General features: G+C 75.7%; 7 protein-coding genes. 5 read left to right on the forward strand and 2 right to left on the reverse strand.

All coding sequences use genetic code 11. The features are described from left to right. Positions 1 to 2: 2 nt before the first annotated feature. The 4 genes from ACQPZ4_RS30700 to ACQPZ4_RS30715 are packed head-to-tail and all read left to right on the forward strand — an operon-like array spanning position 3 to position 13,402. Entirely contained in the window at positions 3 to 3,671 is a 3,669-nt protein-coding gene (locus tag ACQPZ4_RS30700) for a DUF6603 domain-containing protein (protein ID WP_433042982.1), read from the forward strand. Then, the gene (locus ACQPZ4_RS30705; RefSeq protein WP_433042985.1) at positions 3,668 to 6,865 is read left to right on the forward strand and encodes a hypothetical protein; all 3,198 of its coding nucleotides are present in this window, start codon (positions 3,668 to 3,670) and stop codon (positions 6,863 to 6,865) included. The genes ACQPZ4_RS30700 and ACQPZ4_RS30705 overlap by 4 nt, the downstream gene beginning before the upstream one ends. Further along, positions 6,855 to 11,834, forward strand: coding sequence for a hypothetical protein (locus ACQPZ4_RS30710; protein WP_433042988.1), 4,980 nt, complete (start codon positions 6,855 to 6,857; stop codon positions 11,832 to 11,834). The genes ACQPZ4_RS30705 and ACQPZ4_RS30710 overlap by 11 nt, the downstream gene beginning before the upstream one ends. Continuing rightward, positions 11,831 to 13,402, forward strand: a complete 1,572-nt coding sequence (locus tag ACQPZ4_RS30715) for a hypothetical protein (protein ID WP_433042991.1) — start codon at positions 11,831 to 11,833, stop codon at positions 13,400 to 13,402. The genes ACQPZ4_RS30710 and ACQPZ4_RS30715 overlap by 4 nt, the downstream gene beginning before the upstream one ends. Here ACQPZ4_RS30715 and ACQPZ4_RS30720 read toward each other — a convergent pair. Then, the gene (locus ACQPZ4_RS30720; protein WP_433042994.1) at positions 13,374 to 14,519 is read right to left on the reverse strand and encodes an MFS transporter; all 1,146 of its coding nucleotides are present in this window, start codon (positions 14,517 to 14,519) and stop codon (positions 13,374 to 13,376) included. The genes ACQPZ4_RS30715 and ACQPZ4_RS30720 overlap by 29 nt on opposite strands. Positions 14,520 to 14,566: 47 nt before the next feature. Here ACQPZ4_RS30720 and ACQPZ4_RS30725 point away from each other — a divergent pair, with 47 nt between their 5' ends. Beyond that, the gene (locus ACQPZ4_RS30725; RefSeq protein ID WP_433042997.1) at positions 14,567 to 15,964 is read left to right on the forward strand and encodes a PLP-dependent aminotransferase family protein; all 1,398 of its coding nucleotides are present in this window, start codon (positions 14,567 to 14,569) and stop codon (positions 15,962 to 15,964) included. A 22-nt stretch (positions 15,965 to 15,986) separates the two neighbouring features. On the opposite strand, the gene ACQPZ4_RS30730 is transcribed toward ACQPZ4_RS30725, so the two are convergent. Then, positions 15,987 to 17,414, reverse strand: a complete 1,428-nt coding sequence (locus ACQPZ4_RS30730) for an FAD-dependent monooxygenase (protein ID WP_433043000.1) — start codon at positions 17,412 to 17,414, stop codon at positions 15,987 to 15,989. Positions 17,415 to 17,929: the final 515 nt, after the last annotated feature.

The raw sequence follows: 17,929 nt of genomic DNA on the forward strand, positions 1-17,929 counted from the left end.
CCATGGCCGCCGACGAGGTCTCCATCGCCCGCCTCGGCGCCTGGCTGGCGCGGGCTCTCGGCGCGACGGCCGGCCTCGCGACCGACCTCGACACCGACGCCCTCGGCTACCAGCTCCCCGACGAAGTCGCGACCGACCCGGCAGTGCTGGCGGCCGCGACGGCGCTCGGCGACAGCGGCGACCGGCTGCTCGCCACGGCCGAAGCCCTCGACACGGCCACCGGGCCCGCGCTCGCCGACAGCGGCGCCCGGTTGATCGGCGCGGCCACGGACCGCGACGCGTCCACCGAGACCGCGTTCAGCGACAGCGGCGACCGGCCGCGAGCCACGGCCACGGCCCGCGACGCGGCTACCGGCACCGCGCAAGGCGACAGCGGCGACCGGCCGCGAGCCACGGCCACGGCCCGCGACGCGGCTACCGGCACCGCGCAAGGCGACAGCGGCGACCGGCCGCGAGCCACAGCCACGGCCACGGACCGCGACGCGGCTACCGGCACCGCGCAAGGCGACAGCGGCGACCGGCCGCGAGCCGCGGCCGCCGGGGACGACGGTGAGCTGGGGCAGGCGCTGCTGGAGCTGCTCGACGGGGTCTACCGCCACGCCGACGCCCTGACCCGCCTCGCCGCGGCGATCGACGACGCCGCGGCCGCTCTCCCGGCCGGGGAACGCGACCCGGTGCGCACGTTCGCCGCCGCCCTGGCCCGCCGCGCGTTCGACTCCGCCGTCGTCGCGCTCCTGGAGCGGGAGTGGCCGCGGCTGGCGTACCTGCTGCGGCTGCTCGGCCTGCTCGACTGGCGGATCGTCGAGGCGAGCGGGCGGCCGGGCGAGACCCGGTACGCGCACAAGGAGCTGCGCCTCGACCGCGCCGGGGCGCTGTTCACCGACCCGGCCGCGCACCTGGCCGACGCGCACGGCTGGGGCACCGCCCGCTTCGACCCGTACGAGCTCATGCGCGCCGTCCTGCCGTTCTTCGGCTCCGACGCCGCCGTCACGGTGGACCGCGACCACGGCGACGCGACCCTGGCGGCCGGGCCGTCCCGGTGGCGCCGCGACAGGTCGGAGCACCCGCCCGGCCTGATCCTCGACTACGCGGCGGACGTCGCCCAGCGGTTCCAGGAGCGGGTCGAGACGAGCTCCACCTGGGGCATCGGCTTCGACGCGACCCTCAAGCTCGGCGGCGGCGCCGTCTTCCGCCTGCGGCCCCCGACGTCCCTCACCGTCGAGGCCAACACCGGCCCCGCCGGAGGCCGGTTCGCGTTCACCGCCGACCGCAACCAGAGCGCCCGCGGCTTCACCATCGTCGGCGGCAACGACCTGCTCGCGCTCACCGCCGACAACGCCGGCGCCGGCGCCGACCTCACCGTCGGCGCGGACGCCACCGGCCCGGTCGCCGTCGAGCCGGCGCTGACCGCCGACCTCACCGGGCTCACCCTGACCCTGGGCACCGAAGACGCCGACGGCTTCGTCGCCTCCCTGCTCGCCGGGGCCGACCTGCAGGGCCGGTTCGACCTGCACCTCGCGTACACGCTGAGCAAGGGCCTCACCGTCACCGCGGCCGGCGGCCTGGCAACCGCCATCCCCATGCACCAAAGCGTGCTCGACACGCTCTACCTCATCCTCACCATCGGCGACGAGGGCGCCCTCACCCTGGAGGCGTCCGCCGGCCTCACCGCCACCGTCGGCCCGCTGACCGTCACGGTCGACCGGATCGGCGCGACGCTCACGGTCGACTTCACCGAGTTCCCACCCGTGCCGAGGCTCGCGTTCAAACCGCCGCAAGGGGCCGGGCTCGCGATCGACACCGGCCTCGTCACCGGCGGCGGCTACCTGGCGCTGAACACCGGCACCGGCGAGTACTCCGGCGCCGTCGAGCTCGTCTTCGCCGAGTTCCTGGCGCTGAAGGCGATCGGCATCGCAGCCACCCGCCTGCCGGACGGCACCGACGGGTTTTCGCTGCTCGTCGTCATCACCGCCGAGTTCGGTACCCCGCTGCAGCTCGGTCTCGGCTTCGTGCTCACCGGCGTCGGCGGGCTGCTCGGGCTGCACCGCACCATGCGCCTCGACGAGCTCGCCGACGGCGTGCGCACCGGCGAACTCGACGGCGTCATGTTCCCCCGCGACGTGGTGGCCGACGCGCCGCGGATCATCGCCGACCTCGGCCGCTGGTTCCCGGCCCAGGACGGCACGTTCGTCGTCGGCCCGATGGCCCGGCTCGGCTGGGGCACCCCGCCGCTCATCACCGCGACCCTCGGCGTCGTGCTCGGCATCCCGCCCGGCGACGTCGCGATCCTCGGCGTCCTGCGCTGCACGCTGCCCGACGAGGCGGCCCCGCTGCTCGACCTGCAGGTGCAGTTCGTCGGCGCCCTCGAGCTGGAGCGGGAGCGGCTGTGGTTCTCCGCCTCGCTGTTCGGCAGCCGGGTGGCGGGCCTCACCGTCGGCGGCGACCTGGGGCTGCTCATCTCCTGGGGCGGCGCGCCGAGCTTCGTGCTCAGCGTCGGCGGGTTCCACCCCCGGTTCGCCCCGCCGCCGCTGCCGTTCCCGGTGCCGCGCCGGGTCGCCCTGTCGATCCTGGACGAGGACTCCGCCCGCATCCGCATCGACGGGTACCTCGCCGTCACCGCCAACACCGCCCAGTTCGGCGCGGGCGCCGAGGTCTTCTTCGGCCTCGACGACTTCTCCATCGACGGGCACCTCGGCTTCGACGCGCTGTTCCAGTTCAACCCGTTCCTGTTCTCGATCGCGTACTCCGCGTCGATGGGCGTCAAGGTCTTCGGCGCCGGGCTGTTCTCGGTGCGCATCCGCGGCGCGCTGGACGGCCCCTCGCCCTGGCACGTCGAGGGCGCCGGCTCCATCACGCTGCTGCTCTGGGACCTCGTCGTGCCGTTCGCCTACACGTGGGGCGAGCGCACCGACACCGTCCGGCCCGACGTCGCCGCCCTGCCGATCCTCGCCGCCGAGCTGGCCAAGGCCGAGAACTGGATCGCCCGCCCGCCGTCCGGGTCGCGGCTGTCGGTGACCCTGCGCGCCGTCGAGCCGACCGCCGACCTGGTGCTGCACCCGCTGGGCACGCTGCAGATCAGCCAGCGGGCCGTGCCGCTGGACCTGAGCATCCAGACCATCGGCAGTCAGCGGATCGCCGACCTCGACCGGGCCGCGCTGCGGGTCGCCACCACCGGGCTGCGGCAGCAGGAGGCGGTCCGCGAGTCGTTCGCCACCGCCCAGTTCCGCGACCTCGACCCGGCCGCGCGGCTGTCCGCCCCCGGCTACGAGCCCCAGGACGCCGGCGTAGTCGTCGCGGTCACCGGCCCCGCCGCCCGCACCTCGCACGCGGTCAAGCGGGTGGTGCTGCCCGAGCTCATCGTCATCGACAGCGCCTTCACACGCACCCTTCGCCGGTACTACAACGTCGGCCGGACCTGGTTCCAGACGCTGCTCGGCAGCAACGCGGCCGCCCGCTCCCCGCTGTCGCAGACGGTCCGCCGGCAGCGGGTCCCCTTCACGGACTCGGTCACCGTCGCCGCCCCCGGCTACGTCATCGCCGACCGGCGCGACAACACCCCCAGGACCGGCGCCGCCGTGTTCACCTCGCACGCCCGGGCGGCCGACGCCCTCGCCGCCGAGCCCGGTGCGGCGCAACGGTTCCACGTCATACCCGCGGCGGAGGCGGCATGAGCGGCGTGTACACCTTCCTGCCCTGGGTACGCAGCGGGGTCGCGAACCTCGTCGAAGCGGCGGCGGGGTCGGCCCGGCCGGCCCTGGCGGTACACCTGGAGCTGGAAGGAACCGGGAAGGACGGCACGGCGCCGGCCCCGCTGCCCGTGGAGCGGACCGTCGAGCTCTACGGCCCCGGCGATGTCGTCGGCGTGGACCCGGCGCAGATCAGCCGGGTCGAGCCGAAGCACTGGGTGACCAACTTCGAGCCCAACCACCTCGCCGCGATCGAGTTCTACGACGAGGACTTCCCGTGGCGGTACACCCCGGTCGCCCCCGAGGGCCGCCGCCTCCCGCCGTGGCTCGCCCTCGTCGTGCTGGAGGAGGGCGCCGAGTTCACCGAGGGCGGAGGCGCCGCCGGCCCACTGCCCACAGTGGACGTCACCGTCCCCTTCGGACGGGTCTTCCCCGACCCGGCGGAAACCTGGGCCTGGGCCCACGTGCACGTCAACGCGGAACTGTCCACAAGGGTCGTCGAGCCGGACGGCGACGCGGCCGCGCGGGCCGCCCAGCGCGTCTTCGACACCGCGCCCGACACCGCCTGCTCCCGGCTGCTGTGCCCGCGCAAGCTCAAGCCGCGCACCGGGTACCACGCGTTCCTCGTCCCCGCCTTCGAGAGCGGCCGCCTCGCCGGGCTGGGCCGCGACCCGGGCCCCTACTTCGACGACCCGGCCAACGGGCTCACCGCGACGTCGGCGGCGTGGTGCGACTACGCCGTGGCGGCGAACCGGCCGGATCCGGCGCGCTTCCCGCTGTACCACCGCTGGCACTTCAGAACCGGCGGGGACGGCGACTTCGAGTCGATGGTCCGGCTCCTGCGGCCCCGGCCCGTGGACAGCCGCGTCGGCCACCGCGACCTCGACGTCACCGACCCGGCCCCGAACCTCGCCGGCATCGACGACCCGGACCTCGGCGGCGTGCTGCGCCTCGGCGGTGCGCTGCGGGCCCCGCTGGACGCGCTCGACGCCGCCGAGCGCGCCGAGTACGACCGCTACGACGGGTGGGCCACCCCGTACCCGCACACGTTCCAGGCCCGGCTCGCCGCGCTGGTCAACCTCGCCGACGACTACCAGCGCACCGGCCCGGACGACCCCGACGACCCCGACCCGATCGTCACGCCGCCGCTCTACGGGCGCTGGCCCGCGCTCACCGACCGGCTCCTGGACGACCCGGACGGCAATCCGGTGCCGCACCGCGCGAACTGGGTCCACGACCTGAACCTCGACCCGCGCTGGCGGGTCGCGGCCGGCTACGGCACCGCGGTCGTCCGGCAGCGCCAGGAGCGGTACCTGCGGGCCGCCTGGGACCAGATCGGCGACGTGCTGGCGGCGAACCGGCGCATCCGCACCGGCAAGCTCGCCCTGGCCGCGGGCCGCCACCTGCACCGCACCCACCTGGAGTCCACGGCGGCCATCGATCCGGCTCTGGTACTGCTCAGGGCCGCCCCACTGCGCGCCCGGATCGTCACCGGCGGGCTCACCGTCGCCCACCGCCTCGCCGAGAGCCCGATGGGCCCGGCCCTGACCTCCAGCGCGATGCGCCGCACGACCCGCCCCGGCGGCCGCCTCGCCCGCCGCCTCGCGCTCACCACCCCCGCCGCGGCCGGCGCCCTCGTCGCGCGGGCCAACGCCGGCGAGATCACCGCCGCCCCGCCCAAGACCGCGCCCGACGGGATCCTGACGCCCGACGACCTCGCCGCCGCCGTCCCGCCGAGCCGCCGGCCCCGGCTGTGGTTCGTGGTGCTGCTGATGCTCGTCGTCACGGGGTGCGCCTGGTACGGCATCCTGCTCGCCGCCCTCGTCGCCGCCGCCACGGTCCTGCGCCGCCGCCGGTCTCGGCCCCTGGCGCTCGGTGAGGACGCGCTCACCCCCGCCACGGTCGACCGGCTCCCCCAGGCGAGCGGCTTCACCCTCACGCCCGACGCCGACCCGCGCGCCCCGATCGCCGTGCCCACCGCCGGCCCGGGCGGGCGGGACAACGCCGACGCCGTGCGCTTCAAGGACGCCCTGCGCGACGAGTACCGCCTCATCGCCGTCAGCCGCCCGCTCGGCGAACCCCCGCCGGCCGTCCCACTGGACCTCTACGCCGCCGCGGTCGACCTCGTCGCCGGCACCCGGCCCGAGCTGACCGTCCCCCGCTGGGTCCGCTCCGGCCTCGCGATCCCGGACCGCATCCGCGAGCAGACCGCGGACACGTTCGACGAGATCATGGCGTACCCCGAGTTCGACATCCCGATGTACGAGCCGCTGCTCGCCCTCGGCGACGGCGTCTTCGTGCCGAACCTGCACCTGCTGCCGGCCGACAGCGTCACGCTGCTGGAGACCGACCAGCGCTTCGTCGAGGCGTACCTCGTGGGCCTCAACCACGAGTTCGCGCGCGAGCTGCTGTGGCGGGAGTACCCGACCGACCAGCGCGGCAGCCCGTTCCGCCAGTTCTGGGACGTGCGCATGCAGCCCGAGGCGAAACGGGAGCGGCGCAAGGACATCCGGCCGCTGCACGAGTGGCCGCCGGGCGGGAACCTCGGCGGCAACGACAACCGCGGCACCGGGGACGAGCTCGTCCTGGCGGTGCGCGGGGAGCTGTTCAAGAAGTACCCGAACACCGTCGTCAGCGCCCAGCCCGCCCGCTGGCCCACCGGCGCCGACGGCCGGCCCGACACGACCGGCGAGCGCGAGCTCGGCGCCGACGCCGATCGGATCTCCCCGCTCTTCGAGGCCCGGGTCGAGCCCGACATCGTCCTGTTCGGCTTCGCCCTCACCGCCGCGCAGGCCCGCGGCGACCCCACCGCCGCCGACGAGCCGGGCTGGTTCTTCCGGATCGAGGAGGTGCCCGGCGACGCCCGGTTCGGCTTCGACGTGTCCCGCGACCCGGGCACCGCCATCAACGTCTGGAACGACCTGGCCTGGTCCGACGTGGTGCCGGACCTCGCCGACGGGGACCCGGTCCGGGTCGCCGCCATCCCGCCGCACATCCTCGTCGAGCCCACCGGGGACGTCATCGAGAAGCATGAGCAGTGGGAGTACGACCGGCAGGTGCCCTTGGACGCCGGTGTCAGCGCGGCCGAACTCGCCTACATCGCGCTGCAGACCCCGGTCGTGATGGCCGTGCACGCCGCCGAGATGCTCCCGGACCAGGAGGCCGCCGGTGGCCGATGACCCGATCCCGGGCGTGGGGCAACTGCCGGACGCCACGCCGTTCGTCCTGCTGCCGCTGCGGCTGGAGACCCGCTACCTCCCCGGCCGGTTCTGCGTCCGGGTCTTCCCCGACGACGTCCTCGTCGACACGTTCCAGCCGCGGATCGCCGAGGCCGAGCTGGCGAACGTCACCGCGTACTGGGTGCGGCGCTGGCTGGCCGGCGGCGACCCGGACGCGCACCGGGCCGCGTGGGCCGCGCTCGTGCGCGCCGGCGGGGCCGGCCGCGCCCGCTGGCTGACCGTCCAGGTCGCGCCGCTCGACCCGGACGCGGAGCCGGACGGGCGCGGGCTGGTCATCGTCCCCGCCACGTCGGTTCCCGCCGCCGAACGGGACCCGATCGCCCGGTTCTGGACGCGGGTCTGGTCCACGGCCGGGGCCGAGCGCGACGCCGCCCGCGCCGACCTGGCCGCCGCGCTCGGCGCGGAGCGGGCCGCGCGGGTCGAGGCCGAGCTCGCCCCGGTCAACCTGGCCGACACCGGGCTGCGGGCCGAGGTGGCGTTCCTGGACCTGCCCGCCCGCGACACCCTCCCGCTGACCCGGCGGGCGTGGAGCCGCGGCGCCCGCGCCTGGCTGCTGCCGCAACGCCTGGTGCTGCTCGGCTTCCGCGGCGGCGAGCAGGTCCTGCAGCGCGTCGGCGAGCCGATCCCGGCCGTCCTGCCCGTCGGTCCCGACCCGGCGGCCGCCCCGGACGAGCAGCTGCGCGCCGGCGGCCCCGACCTCGCCGTCCCCGACGCGCTGCGGTGGACGGTGGACTTCGAGGCGGCCGTCCGCGCCGGGATGGCGTTCGCGGTCGAGCTCGACCCGGCCGAGCCGCCGCCCACCTTCGACCGGCTGTTCGTCCTCGGCGTGCGGCTGGGCGGCGACGCCGAGCGGGGCGGGGACGAGCTTTCCACCCTCGTCCGTCACCACCAGGCCGGCCGCGGCGGGCTCGCGCTGCTGCCGCAGGGCCGCCCGACCAGCAACACGGACGACACCAACGCCGGGCACAGCTGGTGGGAGGACCCGGACGAGAGTTTCGCGCACTTCTTCGAGCCCCACGACGACCGGGACGGATGGCGGCGGCGCACCGACGGCGCCTGGCTGGCCCGGCTGCTCGGCGTCGACCGGTCCGTGCTGCGCGAGTCGCCCGGCTACTACGGCGCCGACCAGGCCCAGGCCCGCGCCATGCACACGGCGCTGTGGCCCGCCACCCTCGGCTACTACCTGGAACAGCTGCTCGAACCCGTCGTCGACGACGCGACCGTCCGGCGCACCCGGGAGTTCTTCACCCGGTTCGTCCTCGGCCGCGGTACCGCACCGGCGATCCGCGCCGGCCGCCAGCCGTACGGCATCCTCCCGGCGACGGTGTGGTCGGCGGCGGGCTGGTGGCACGACGAGTCCTACGCCGCCCGCGCCGACGGCCTGCCCGGCCCCGGCTACCTGGACGGGCTCGCGGGCCTGCTCCGCCGGGCGGGCGCGCTGTGGCGGCCGCTGACCGGCGGGGTCGCCCACCTCGGCGCGCCGGGCCCCGACCCGCACCGGACCCTGCTCGACATCGTCGGGCTGCACCCGGGCTCGGTCGAGTTCCACCAGCGGTACGCGCGCAGCTTCACCCACTACGCCAACACCCTGTGGTTCTCGCGCACCGACGTCGGCGAGCCGCTCGGCGCGGCCGTGCGCGCCTCCGTCCGGGCCGGGCTGCGCACCCTGGCCGACCTCGGCTGGGACATGCCCGAGGACGGCGAGCTCCCCGAGATCCTGGAGAAGGTGTTCCTGCGGCACAGCAACCTGCTCACCGGCCCGCTCGTGCAGGACCCGGTCTCCGACACCGGGCCGCTCGCCGTCACCCGCCCCGACGGCCGCAACTACGTCGCCTGGCTGCGCGCCGCGGCCGGCACCTCGCACGACACCCTGCGCCGCCAGGAGGGCTTCCCCGGCGGCGTGCCGACCGCGCTGCTGTACCAGCTGCTGCGCCACGCCCTCGATCTCGGCTACGTGGACACCGCGCTGGAGCTGCGCCGCGACGCCCTCGACCTGAGCGCGGCGGCGGTGCGGGCCGAGCGCCGGGAGCCGAAGTACATCCAGGTCGCCGGCAGTGCGGACGCGGCTGGCGGGACGAGCCGCTGGCGGAGCCTCTACCGCCCCGAGCGGCAGGTCACCGGCGACCCCGACCTGCGGCTCGGTGACTACATCCCGCGCATCCTCCAGACCCGGCAGCCGTACCTGCACCGCCAGCTGGAAGCGCTCGACGAGCTGGCGGCGGCGTCCAGCGGCGCCCTCGAGCGCGCGCTCGCCGAGCACCTCGACTGCCTGACCTACCGCCTCGACGCGTGGCAGCTCGGCCTGCAGGCGGTCCAGCTGGAGCACATGCGGGACACGGCGGGCGGCGCCCACATCGGCGCGTACGGCTGGCTGGAACACGTCCGTCCGAAGGAGACGGTCCCGTCGCCGGTCGCGCTCGACGACGACCTCGCCGCGCTCTTCGCCGACGCGCAGGGCCGGCCGCTGCTGCACGACCCCGGCAACGCCGGGCACCTGCACGCCCACTCGCTCGACCAGGCCGTCACCGCCGCCGTCCTGCGCGGCGGCCACCACGGCGGCACGGTCGACCTGGGCTCGGCGCGGGTGCGGGCGGCGCTGCGGCTCATCGAGGGGATCGGCGCCGGGCAGTCGCTGGGTGCGCTGCTCGGGTACCGGCTGGAGCGGCTGCTGCACGACGAGCCCGCCCTGTACCTGGACGGCCTGATCTACGAGCTGCGGCGCGCGTTTCCGCTCGCCGGCAACCGGAACACGACGACCCGGGTCGACCCGGCCCCGCCCATCGGTGCCGTCGAGGCCCGCAACGTCGTCGACGGCGCCGCGCTCGCCGAGCACCTCGCGGACACCGGCGCCACCAGCTACCCGTACGGCCTCGACCTGCCGCCCCTGGAGGACTTCGTGCGGGCCGGGACCCCGGACGCGGCGGGCATCGGCCGGATCGTCGACGCGCGCGTGGCCACGGTGTGCGGCCTGGCCGGGGCCGTCGCCGACCTGCAGCTGGCCGAGGGGGTCTACCAGGTGGTGCGGGGCAACTACGACCGGGCCGCGGCCGTCCTCGACGCGTACTCCAAGGGCGGCCCGCCCACCGTACCCGAGGTCGTCACCACCCGGCGCAGGGGCCGCACCCTCACCCACCGGGTCGGCCTGCACCTGCCCGGCGGCCTCCCGCCCGGTGACCCCGCGGTGACGGGCCCGCGCGCGGCCGCCGAACCCGCCCTCGCCGGCTGGCTGGCCGCGCAGCTCCCGCCCCTCGACACCGTGTACGCCCGGATCACCTGGGCCGGCGGGACGCTGACGCCGAGCGTGGCCGATCTGGGGCTGACCGCCGCCGACCTGTTCTACCTCGCCGACGGCCTCGACGACCGGATCGTCGACTTCGCCGAGCGTGCCGCCGGGCCGCCGCACGGCGCCGTGTTCGGCGTGGAGTACGGGCCGGACGGCGTCGCCGGCTTCACGGTCGCCGACGTCCTGCCGCTCGTCCAGGCCCTGCGCGGGATGATCCTCGGTGCCCGGCCGCTGCAACCGGCCGACCTCGGGTCCACTGTGGAGGGGGCGGCGGTCGCCCGTACCGACACGGCCGAGGCGGTGCGGGCCGGGCTCGCGGCCACCCTGCCCGCCGTCGACGCGCTGCTGGTCCGGCTGGACGCGGCCGTCGCCGAGGACGCGGACGCGTGGACGGCGGACTACGCGGCGGCGGTCCGGCCCGCCGCGCCCTACGGGCTGGCCTCCGCGCACCTCACCGCCGCCGTCGAGGGTCGCCGGGCGCCGCTCGCCGCCATGGTGCGGGCCCTGGACCGCATCCTGGAGCGCTGGGGCCGCAAGCGCGACGAGTACGACGCCACGATCCAGGCGTACGGGGCGCTGCCGTCCGGTGCGACCGACGAGGAGCGCACCGCCCTGCTCGTCCGGGCCGGCCGCACCATCGCCACGACGATCGTGGCGCCGCTGCCGGCCGTCCCGGAGCTCGAAACCCGGATCGCCGCGCTGCGGGACGCGTTCGACGCGGCCCTGGCCGGCCTGACCGCCGTGCGGGACGGGGCGGACCGGGTCGGGGCCACCTTCGCGGCGTTCGCGGCGGCCGTCCCGGCGTACACGGCCGTCGACCACACCCCGCTGGACCTGGGGCCGTTCCGGGACGCGCTGGCCGGGCTGGCCCTTGAGCTGCGGCGGCGGGCGGAGGCGCTGCGCGACGAGATCGTGCGGCGGACCGCCGGGCCCGCCGATGCGCAGGTGGTGCTCGGCGCCGGGTTCGTCGTGCTGCCCGAGTTCACGCCGCCCGCCGAGTTCGATGAGGCCTGGTCGCACCGGGCGGACCTGGTGCCGCCGCTCGCGCTCGACGACTGGCTGACCGGGGTGGCGCGGGTGCGGGAGCGGCTGCGCTGCTTCGAGGCGGTGTCGCTGCTCGGCGAGGCCCTCGGTGTCGCGGAACCGGCGGGGCTGGAGGCGGTGCAGGTGCCGTACCGGGCCGGGGAGCCTTGGCTGGGCCTGGAGTTCGCCGGGACGGTGGGCGAGGACAAGCTGCTCTACACCGCGCACTACGGGACCATCGCGCCGACCGTCTGCGGGCTGCTGCTGGACGAGTGGGTGGAGGTGGTGCCCGAGCCGGACCTCACCACCGGGCTGGCGTTCCACTTCGACCGGCCGGGCAGCGCGGCGCCGCAGGCGATCCTGCTCGTGACGCCGCCGCGGTTCACGGGCGGGTGGCGGTGGGCGGACCTCGTGGCCACGCTGCACGAGACGCTCGACCTGGCCGTGCAGCGGGCCGTGGAGCCCGCCGGCCTGGACCGGACGGCGCTCGGGCCGCTGCTGCCGGCCGTGGTGTCGGCGGTGACGCTGTTCCCGATCACGGCCGCGCTGAACTTCGCGGTCAGCAACGACGTGCACCTGCGGCTGGCGGAGGGGGACGCATGAACCGGTACGTCGTGACGCCACACCTCGATGCCGTGCTGTCCGGGGAGACGCCGGTGCCGACGACCGTGGCCTGGAACCGGCTGGAGGGGCGGCCGCGGCGGCGGGACTATTCGCGGGCGCTGCGGGCCGAGGTGCGCGATCCACTGTGGATGGTGACGCGGCAGTGGCAGTTCGGGGAGTACCTGGCCGAGGACGCCGGGTCGCCGGTCGCGGCCAAGGTGGCGTGGCGGACCGACCCGATCACCGGGTTCCGGGCGGCCGGCGGGGGCGAGCGGCCCTACGATCCGGACGTTCCGCTGGAGGCCTTGGTGGAGCGCCGGCCGGTACCGTTGCGGCAGGATCTTCGGCTTGTGCTCGGCCGGCGCTGGCGGAAGCTGCTCGACGGGGCCGGGCTGGCCGCGCTGTGGCCGTCCTATCTGGACCGGTATCGGCTCGCGGACGTTCCGGGCCGGGCGCTGGACGGCGGGCAGCTCCTCTCGCACCTGCTCGGCGGGCTGGCCGCCTCCGACGGGCTCGACCTCACCGAAACGGAGCGGACGACCGTCGACGACCTCGGTGCGGGCTTCCTGGCCTGGGCCCAGGGCCTGTTCACGCAGCCCGGCCCGGTGGACTGCTGGCGGCCCGAACGGCTGGACTACGCGGCCGGGCTGTCCGCGCCGCCCGGCGTCCTGGCCGCGCCCGACTACCGCGGCGGGACCCTCGACTGGTACAGCTTCGACGATGATGCCGGCGACGTTGGTGCGCCGGCTCCCACCCGGGTGACGAGCTTCCTGCCGACCACCGTGCAGTTCGACGGGATGCCGGACCCGCGCTACTGGGCGTTCGAGGACGGGCGGACCAACTTCGGCGGGATCGCCGCCGACACCACGGACCTCGCGAAGCTGCTCCTCATCGAGTTCGGCCTCGTGTACGGCAACGACTGGTTCCTCCTCCCGCTCGACCTCGAGGCGGGCACGCTGACCGCGATCCGGGGCCTCGTCGTCACGAACGTCTTCGGGGAGCGGTTCTGGATCGAGCCCTCCGGCCCGCCCGGGCGCCTCTTCGTGCCGGCCACCGCGCCGGCGGGACTGGAGAGCGCCCCGGTCGAGGCGGTCACCCTGGTCCGCGACGAGCAGGCGAACATGGTCTGGGGCATCGAGACGACCGTGCCGCTGCCTCCCCCACAACGCGGCGCACCGGACACTGTGGACAAGTACACGCTGATGACCTCGGTGCCGGAGCACTGGATCCCGTTCATCCCGGTCCACGTGGCCGGCGACAACCGGGAGGTCCAGCTGCAGCGGGGCGCGATGCCCCGGCTGCTGCCCGGCGGCGGCATCGAGAAGGTCGCGCCGCGGACCGGCCTGCTGCGCGTGGGCCTGGACTCCTCGCCGCCGCGCGCCTACTACATCGCCGAGGAGGAGGTCGAGCGGGCCGGTACCGTGATCGAGGCCCGCTGGCAGCGCTGCCGGTGGACGGGCGGCCGGGTGGTGACGTGGCTCGGGTACCGGCGAACGGTGGGTCGCGGCGGGTCCTCCAGCGGCCTGGCCTTCGACACCGTCACCGGGCCGCGCGTCGGTCCAGCCTGATCAGGGGCAGGGCGGGCAGCATCAGGGCGGCGGTGAGCAGGAACGTGGCCGGGTAGCCGACCGAGGCCACGATCAGCCCGGCGGCCATCGCGCCGGCGGCCATGCCCAGGTCGTACGCGGTGTTCCAGATGGCGCTCACGGTGTCCGCCCCGCCGGCCGGGACCCGGTTGAACATCACGGTCAGCGTGGCGTTCTGCAGCACCCCGAAGCCGGCGCCGAGCACCAGCGAGCCGACCACGAGCGCGGCCGGGCTGTCCACCAGCGCCAGCGCCGCGGTGCCGCCCGCCGCGAGGAGCAGGCCGGGCGTGAACAGCCGGGCCGGACCCCGGCGGTCGCCCAGCCGGCCCGCCAGCCAGCGCGCCACGGTCGCCGCCGCCGGCTGGGCCAGCAGCGCCGCCGGGGCCACCCACGCGGGCAGCCCGGCCGCGGCCAGGGGCAGGTACGTCACGATCACGCCGACCGCGGTGGTCGACGCGGCGAAGATCAGGGCCGGGCGGGTCAAAGCCGGGGTGCGCAGCCCCGCTCGCAGGCCGTGCCCCTCCGGCGCCGCCGCGGCCCGGCCCGGCAGGCCCGGCACCGACAGCAGGGCGAGCAGCGTACACACGGCGGTGGTCACGAACACCGGCGCGAAGCCCCACCGGCCCGCCGCCCACACCCCGAGCGGCAGCGCGATCAGGCTGGTCACGCCGCTCACCACGCCGAGCAGGGCCAGCCCCTCGCCGCGCCGTTCGACCGGCACGAGGGTGGCGGTGAGTGCGCCGCCGGCGACGGTACAGATGGCGAACCCCGCGCCCCGCACCAGGCTCACCGCGATGATCACGGCCGGCGCGGTGGCGAAGGCCAGGATCACCGTCGGCGCGCCGAGCAGGAACAGGCCCGCCGCGAGGGACCAGCGGTAGCCGGCCCGGGCCACCAGCCGCGGGGTCAGCAGCTCCACCACGACGGTCGCGACCAGCAGCGCGACGGTGGCCAGGCCCGCGCCGCCGGACGAGCCGGCCAGCATCGGGACCACGGACAGGGGCAGGTAGAACCCGACCGCGGAGCCGGCGATCGAGACCAGGCGCAGCAGCAGCGGGCGGGTGACGAGGCGGGGACGGGCGAGTTCGACAACGGTCATGCATTCAAACCTAGGAGCGAACCGGTCCACTGGTAAGGTCCAGTTCCATGCCTGTCGAGTGGGCCGGTTTGGGGCCGGAGCTGCTGGTGACGATCGACCGGGACGCCGGTACCGGCCTGCGCACCCAGCTCGAGGAGGCGCTGCGCACGGCGATCCGCACCGGCCGGCTCGCCGCGCAGGACAAGCTGCCGTCCTCGCGCGAGCTGGCCCAGGCGCTCGGCCTGTCCCGCGGCCTGGTCCAGGACTGCTACGCGCAGTTGCAGGCCGAGGGGTACCTCACCAGCCGCCCCGGCTCGGCCACCCGCGTCGCCCCGGGCGCGGCCACGGTTGCCGCGCCGATCGCGCCGCGCCCGGATCCCGCCGCGGCGCCCACCGTCGCCGACTTCCGCACCGGCGTGCCCGATCTGGGGCTGATCCCGCGCGAGGACTGGGCCTGGGCGGTACGCGAGGCCTGCCGCACCATGCCGGACGCGGCCTTCGACTACGGCGACCCGTCCGGCCAGCGCCGCCTCCGGGAGGTCCTCGCCGCCTACCTGGCCCGGGTCCGCGCGACCGCCGCCACCGCCGAGCACATCGTCGTCTGCGGCGGCATGGCCCAGGCCCTCGCGCTCGTCCTGCCGGCCCTCGACGGCGGCCGGCTCGCGGTCGAGGACCCGGGTCCGGGCACGTCCACGGTGGAGCAGGCGGAGGCGGCCGGGATGCGGGTCGTCCCGGTCCCGGTCGACGACGGGGGCCTGGACGTGGCCGCCCTGACCGCCAGTGGCGCCCGCGCGGTGCTGGTCACGCCCGCCCACCAGTGGCCGACCGGCGTGGTGCTGTCCGGTCCCCGCCGCCAGGAGCTGATCGCCTGGGCCCGGGGCGCCGACGGGATCATCGTCGAGGACGACTACGACGCCGAGTTCCGCTACGACCGCGACCCCGTCGGCTCGCTGCAGGGTCTCGCCCCCGATCGCGTTGTCTCCCTGGGTACCGTCAGCAAGTCCCTCGCCCCCGCCCTCCGCCTCGGCTGGATCGTCGCCCCGGACCGGCTGCTGCCGCCGATCGTGCACGCCAAGCGCCTGGCCGACCGCGGGAGCCCGGGCGTCGACCAGTTCGCCCTCGCGGCGCTGCTGGAGTCGGGGCGGTACGACCGGCACCTGCGGCGGGTGCGGGCCGAGTACGCGGCGCGCCGCGAGGTCCTCACCGCCGCGCTCGCCGCGCACGCGCCGCACCTGCCGGTGACCGGGCTGGCCGCGGGCTTCCACGCGGTGCTCGGCCTGCCCGACGGCACCGACGAGGCCGCGCTGATCACGCGGGCGCTCGATCGGGGGGTCGGGCTGTACGGGATGGCCGAGCACCACCGCGACCCGGCGTCCGCCCGGCCGCGGCTGGTGCTCGGTTTCGGCAACACCTCGCAACGCGAGATCGCGGCCGGGATTGCCGCGGTCGCCGACCTCCTGCGTTAGCTTTCAGCCGGCTGCGTTGGCATTAGCCGGCTGCTTTGCCGAACCAGCGCGCGAGGTGGTCGTCGAGATCCTGCTGGTCGGCGCCGATCCAGGCCACGTGGCCGTCCGGGCGCAGCAGCACGGCGGGCGCGTCGAGGTCCGCGCCGGGCTCCGTGACGGCGTCGACCCGATCCGCCCAGGCGCCCGCGGTCAGCCGGCCGGTGCGGTCGAGGAGGAGGCCGCGGGCGTGGTGCAGCAGACCGTACACGTGACGGCTCTCAGGCAGGTCGAGGTCGGGCATGCGGCGGCCGAGCAGGTCGGGGCCGGGGCCGAGGTCGTAGCGGATGCCGATCGCCGAGATCTTCTCGAGCAGGTGGCGGTTCACGACGTCGAAGTCCATCAGCTCGGTGAGCAGCCGGCGCACCGCCTGCGCGCCCGGTTCGGTGGACGAGAGCGCCAGCTGGGCCCGGGTGTTGTCCAGCACGTCGGCGGCGACCGGGTGCCGCTCGGCGTGGTACGTGTCCAGCAGGCCGTCCGGCGCCCACCCGCGGACCTGCGCGGCGAGCTTCCAGCCGAGGTTGACGGCGTCCTGCACGCCCAGGTTGAGGCCCTGCCCGCCGGTCGGCGGATGGATGTGCGCGGCGTCGCCCGCGAGGAGGACCCGCCCGACGCGGTACCGCTCGGCCAGCCGGGTCGCGTTGCCGAAGCGGGACAGCCAGCGTGGGGAGTGGATGCCGAAGTCGGTACCGGCGACGGCCTTCAACTCGCGGCTGAAGTCCTCCAGCGTCGGCTGCTCCGCGCGGTCGCTTGCGGCGACGGCCGGGAGGATGACGCGGTACGCGCCGGGGCCGAACGGGGCGAACACGAACCGCTGGTCCGTCCGGCGGATCTCGGCCACCCGGGCCGCGATCTCCTCCGCCGGCCGGCTCGCCTCCAGCTCGCCCATGAGCGTGTCGGCCGGGGACGGTTCGCCGGGGAAGGCGACGCCGAGGTGTTTGCGCACGGTACTGCGCGCGCCGTCGCACCCGACGAGAAAGCGCGCCCGCAGCCGCTCCCCACCGGCCAGCTCGACGGTCACGCCGTCGTCGTCCTGCTCGAACGCGGCCACCGCCGCGCCGTGCCGGACCTGCGCACCGAGCGCGAGCGCGTGCTCCTCGAGCTGCTGCACAATGACGGGCTGGGGGATGCCGAGCAGGTACGCGTACCGGGAGTCGAGGTCCTTCGGCGCGGGCTTGTCGATGGCCGCGAAGTAGGCTCCGGCCGGACGCCGCCGCCCCCGCTCGAGCAGCCGGTCCAGCAGCCCGCGCATGGCCATGAGTTCGAGGCTGCGAATGTGCAGCCCGACGATCCGGACCTGCGCGGCGGGCTCGGTGTCCCGCTCGAGGACGAGCACACTGACGCCGTGCAGCCGCAGCTCGGCGGCGAGCATGGCCCCGGTCGGCCCACAGCCGACGATGATCACATCTTGCATGAGGTGTAGCCCTTCGAGAGTGCCCTGGTTGGCGCTCCCGGCGACGGCTACGTCAGTCGCCCGACCGTGAAGGGAGGGGGAGCGCCCACAGCGTTGCTTCCTGCATGGGTCTCACCTCCTCGTCCGGCGTCGCGGTCCGCGAGCAAAGTACTAGGCCCACCGCCACCAAGTCCAGTCCCTTTGTACTCCGCTCGGGTGAAGCGTTACCGTTCTCGATCGGTGGCACGTTGCGGGGCGGCTCACCGGGTGCGGCCTCGCCATGGGGGATTGAGAGGCTTGGTCGCTATGGCGGGGAACTCGTGGCCTGACGAGGAGCGGTCGCCCTGGGCGGCGCCGCCGGCACTTGCCCCCGACGCCCCTCGGCACGCGGCCTCGCCCGGACCTGACCCTTCGGCGCCGCCCGCTCCTCCCGCGCCGCCTTACCCCGCTGCTGCTTGGGCCCCGTCCGCTCCGGCACCCTCCACCTTTGACTCGCCGACCGTTGTACTGCCCGCCCTTGCATCCCCTGCTCCTGC

The organism is Dactylosporangium sp. CS-033363, assembly GCF_050942475.1.
In the GTDB taxonomy this organism is placed as follows: Bacteria; Actinomycetota; Actinomycetes; order Mycobacteriales; family Micromonosporaceae; genus Dactylosporangium.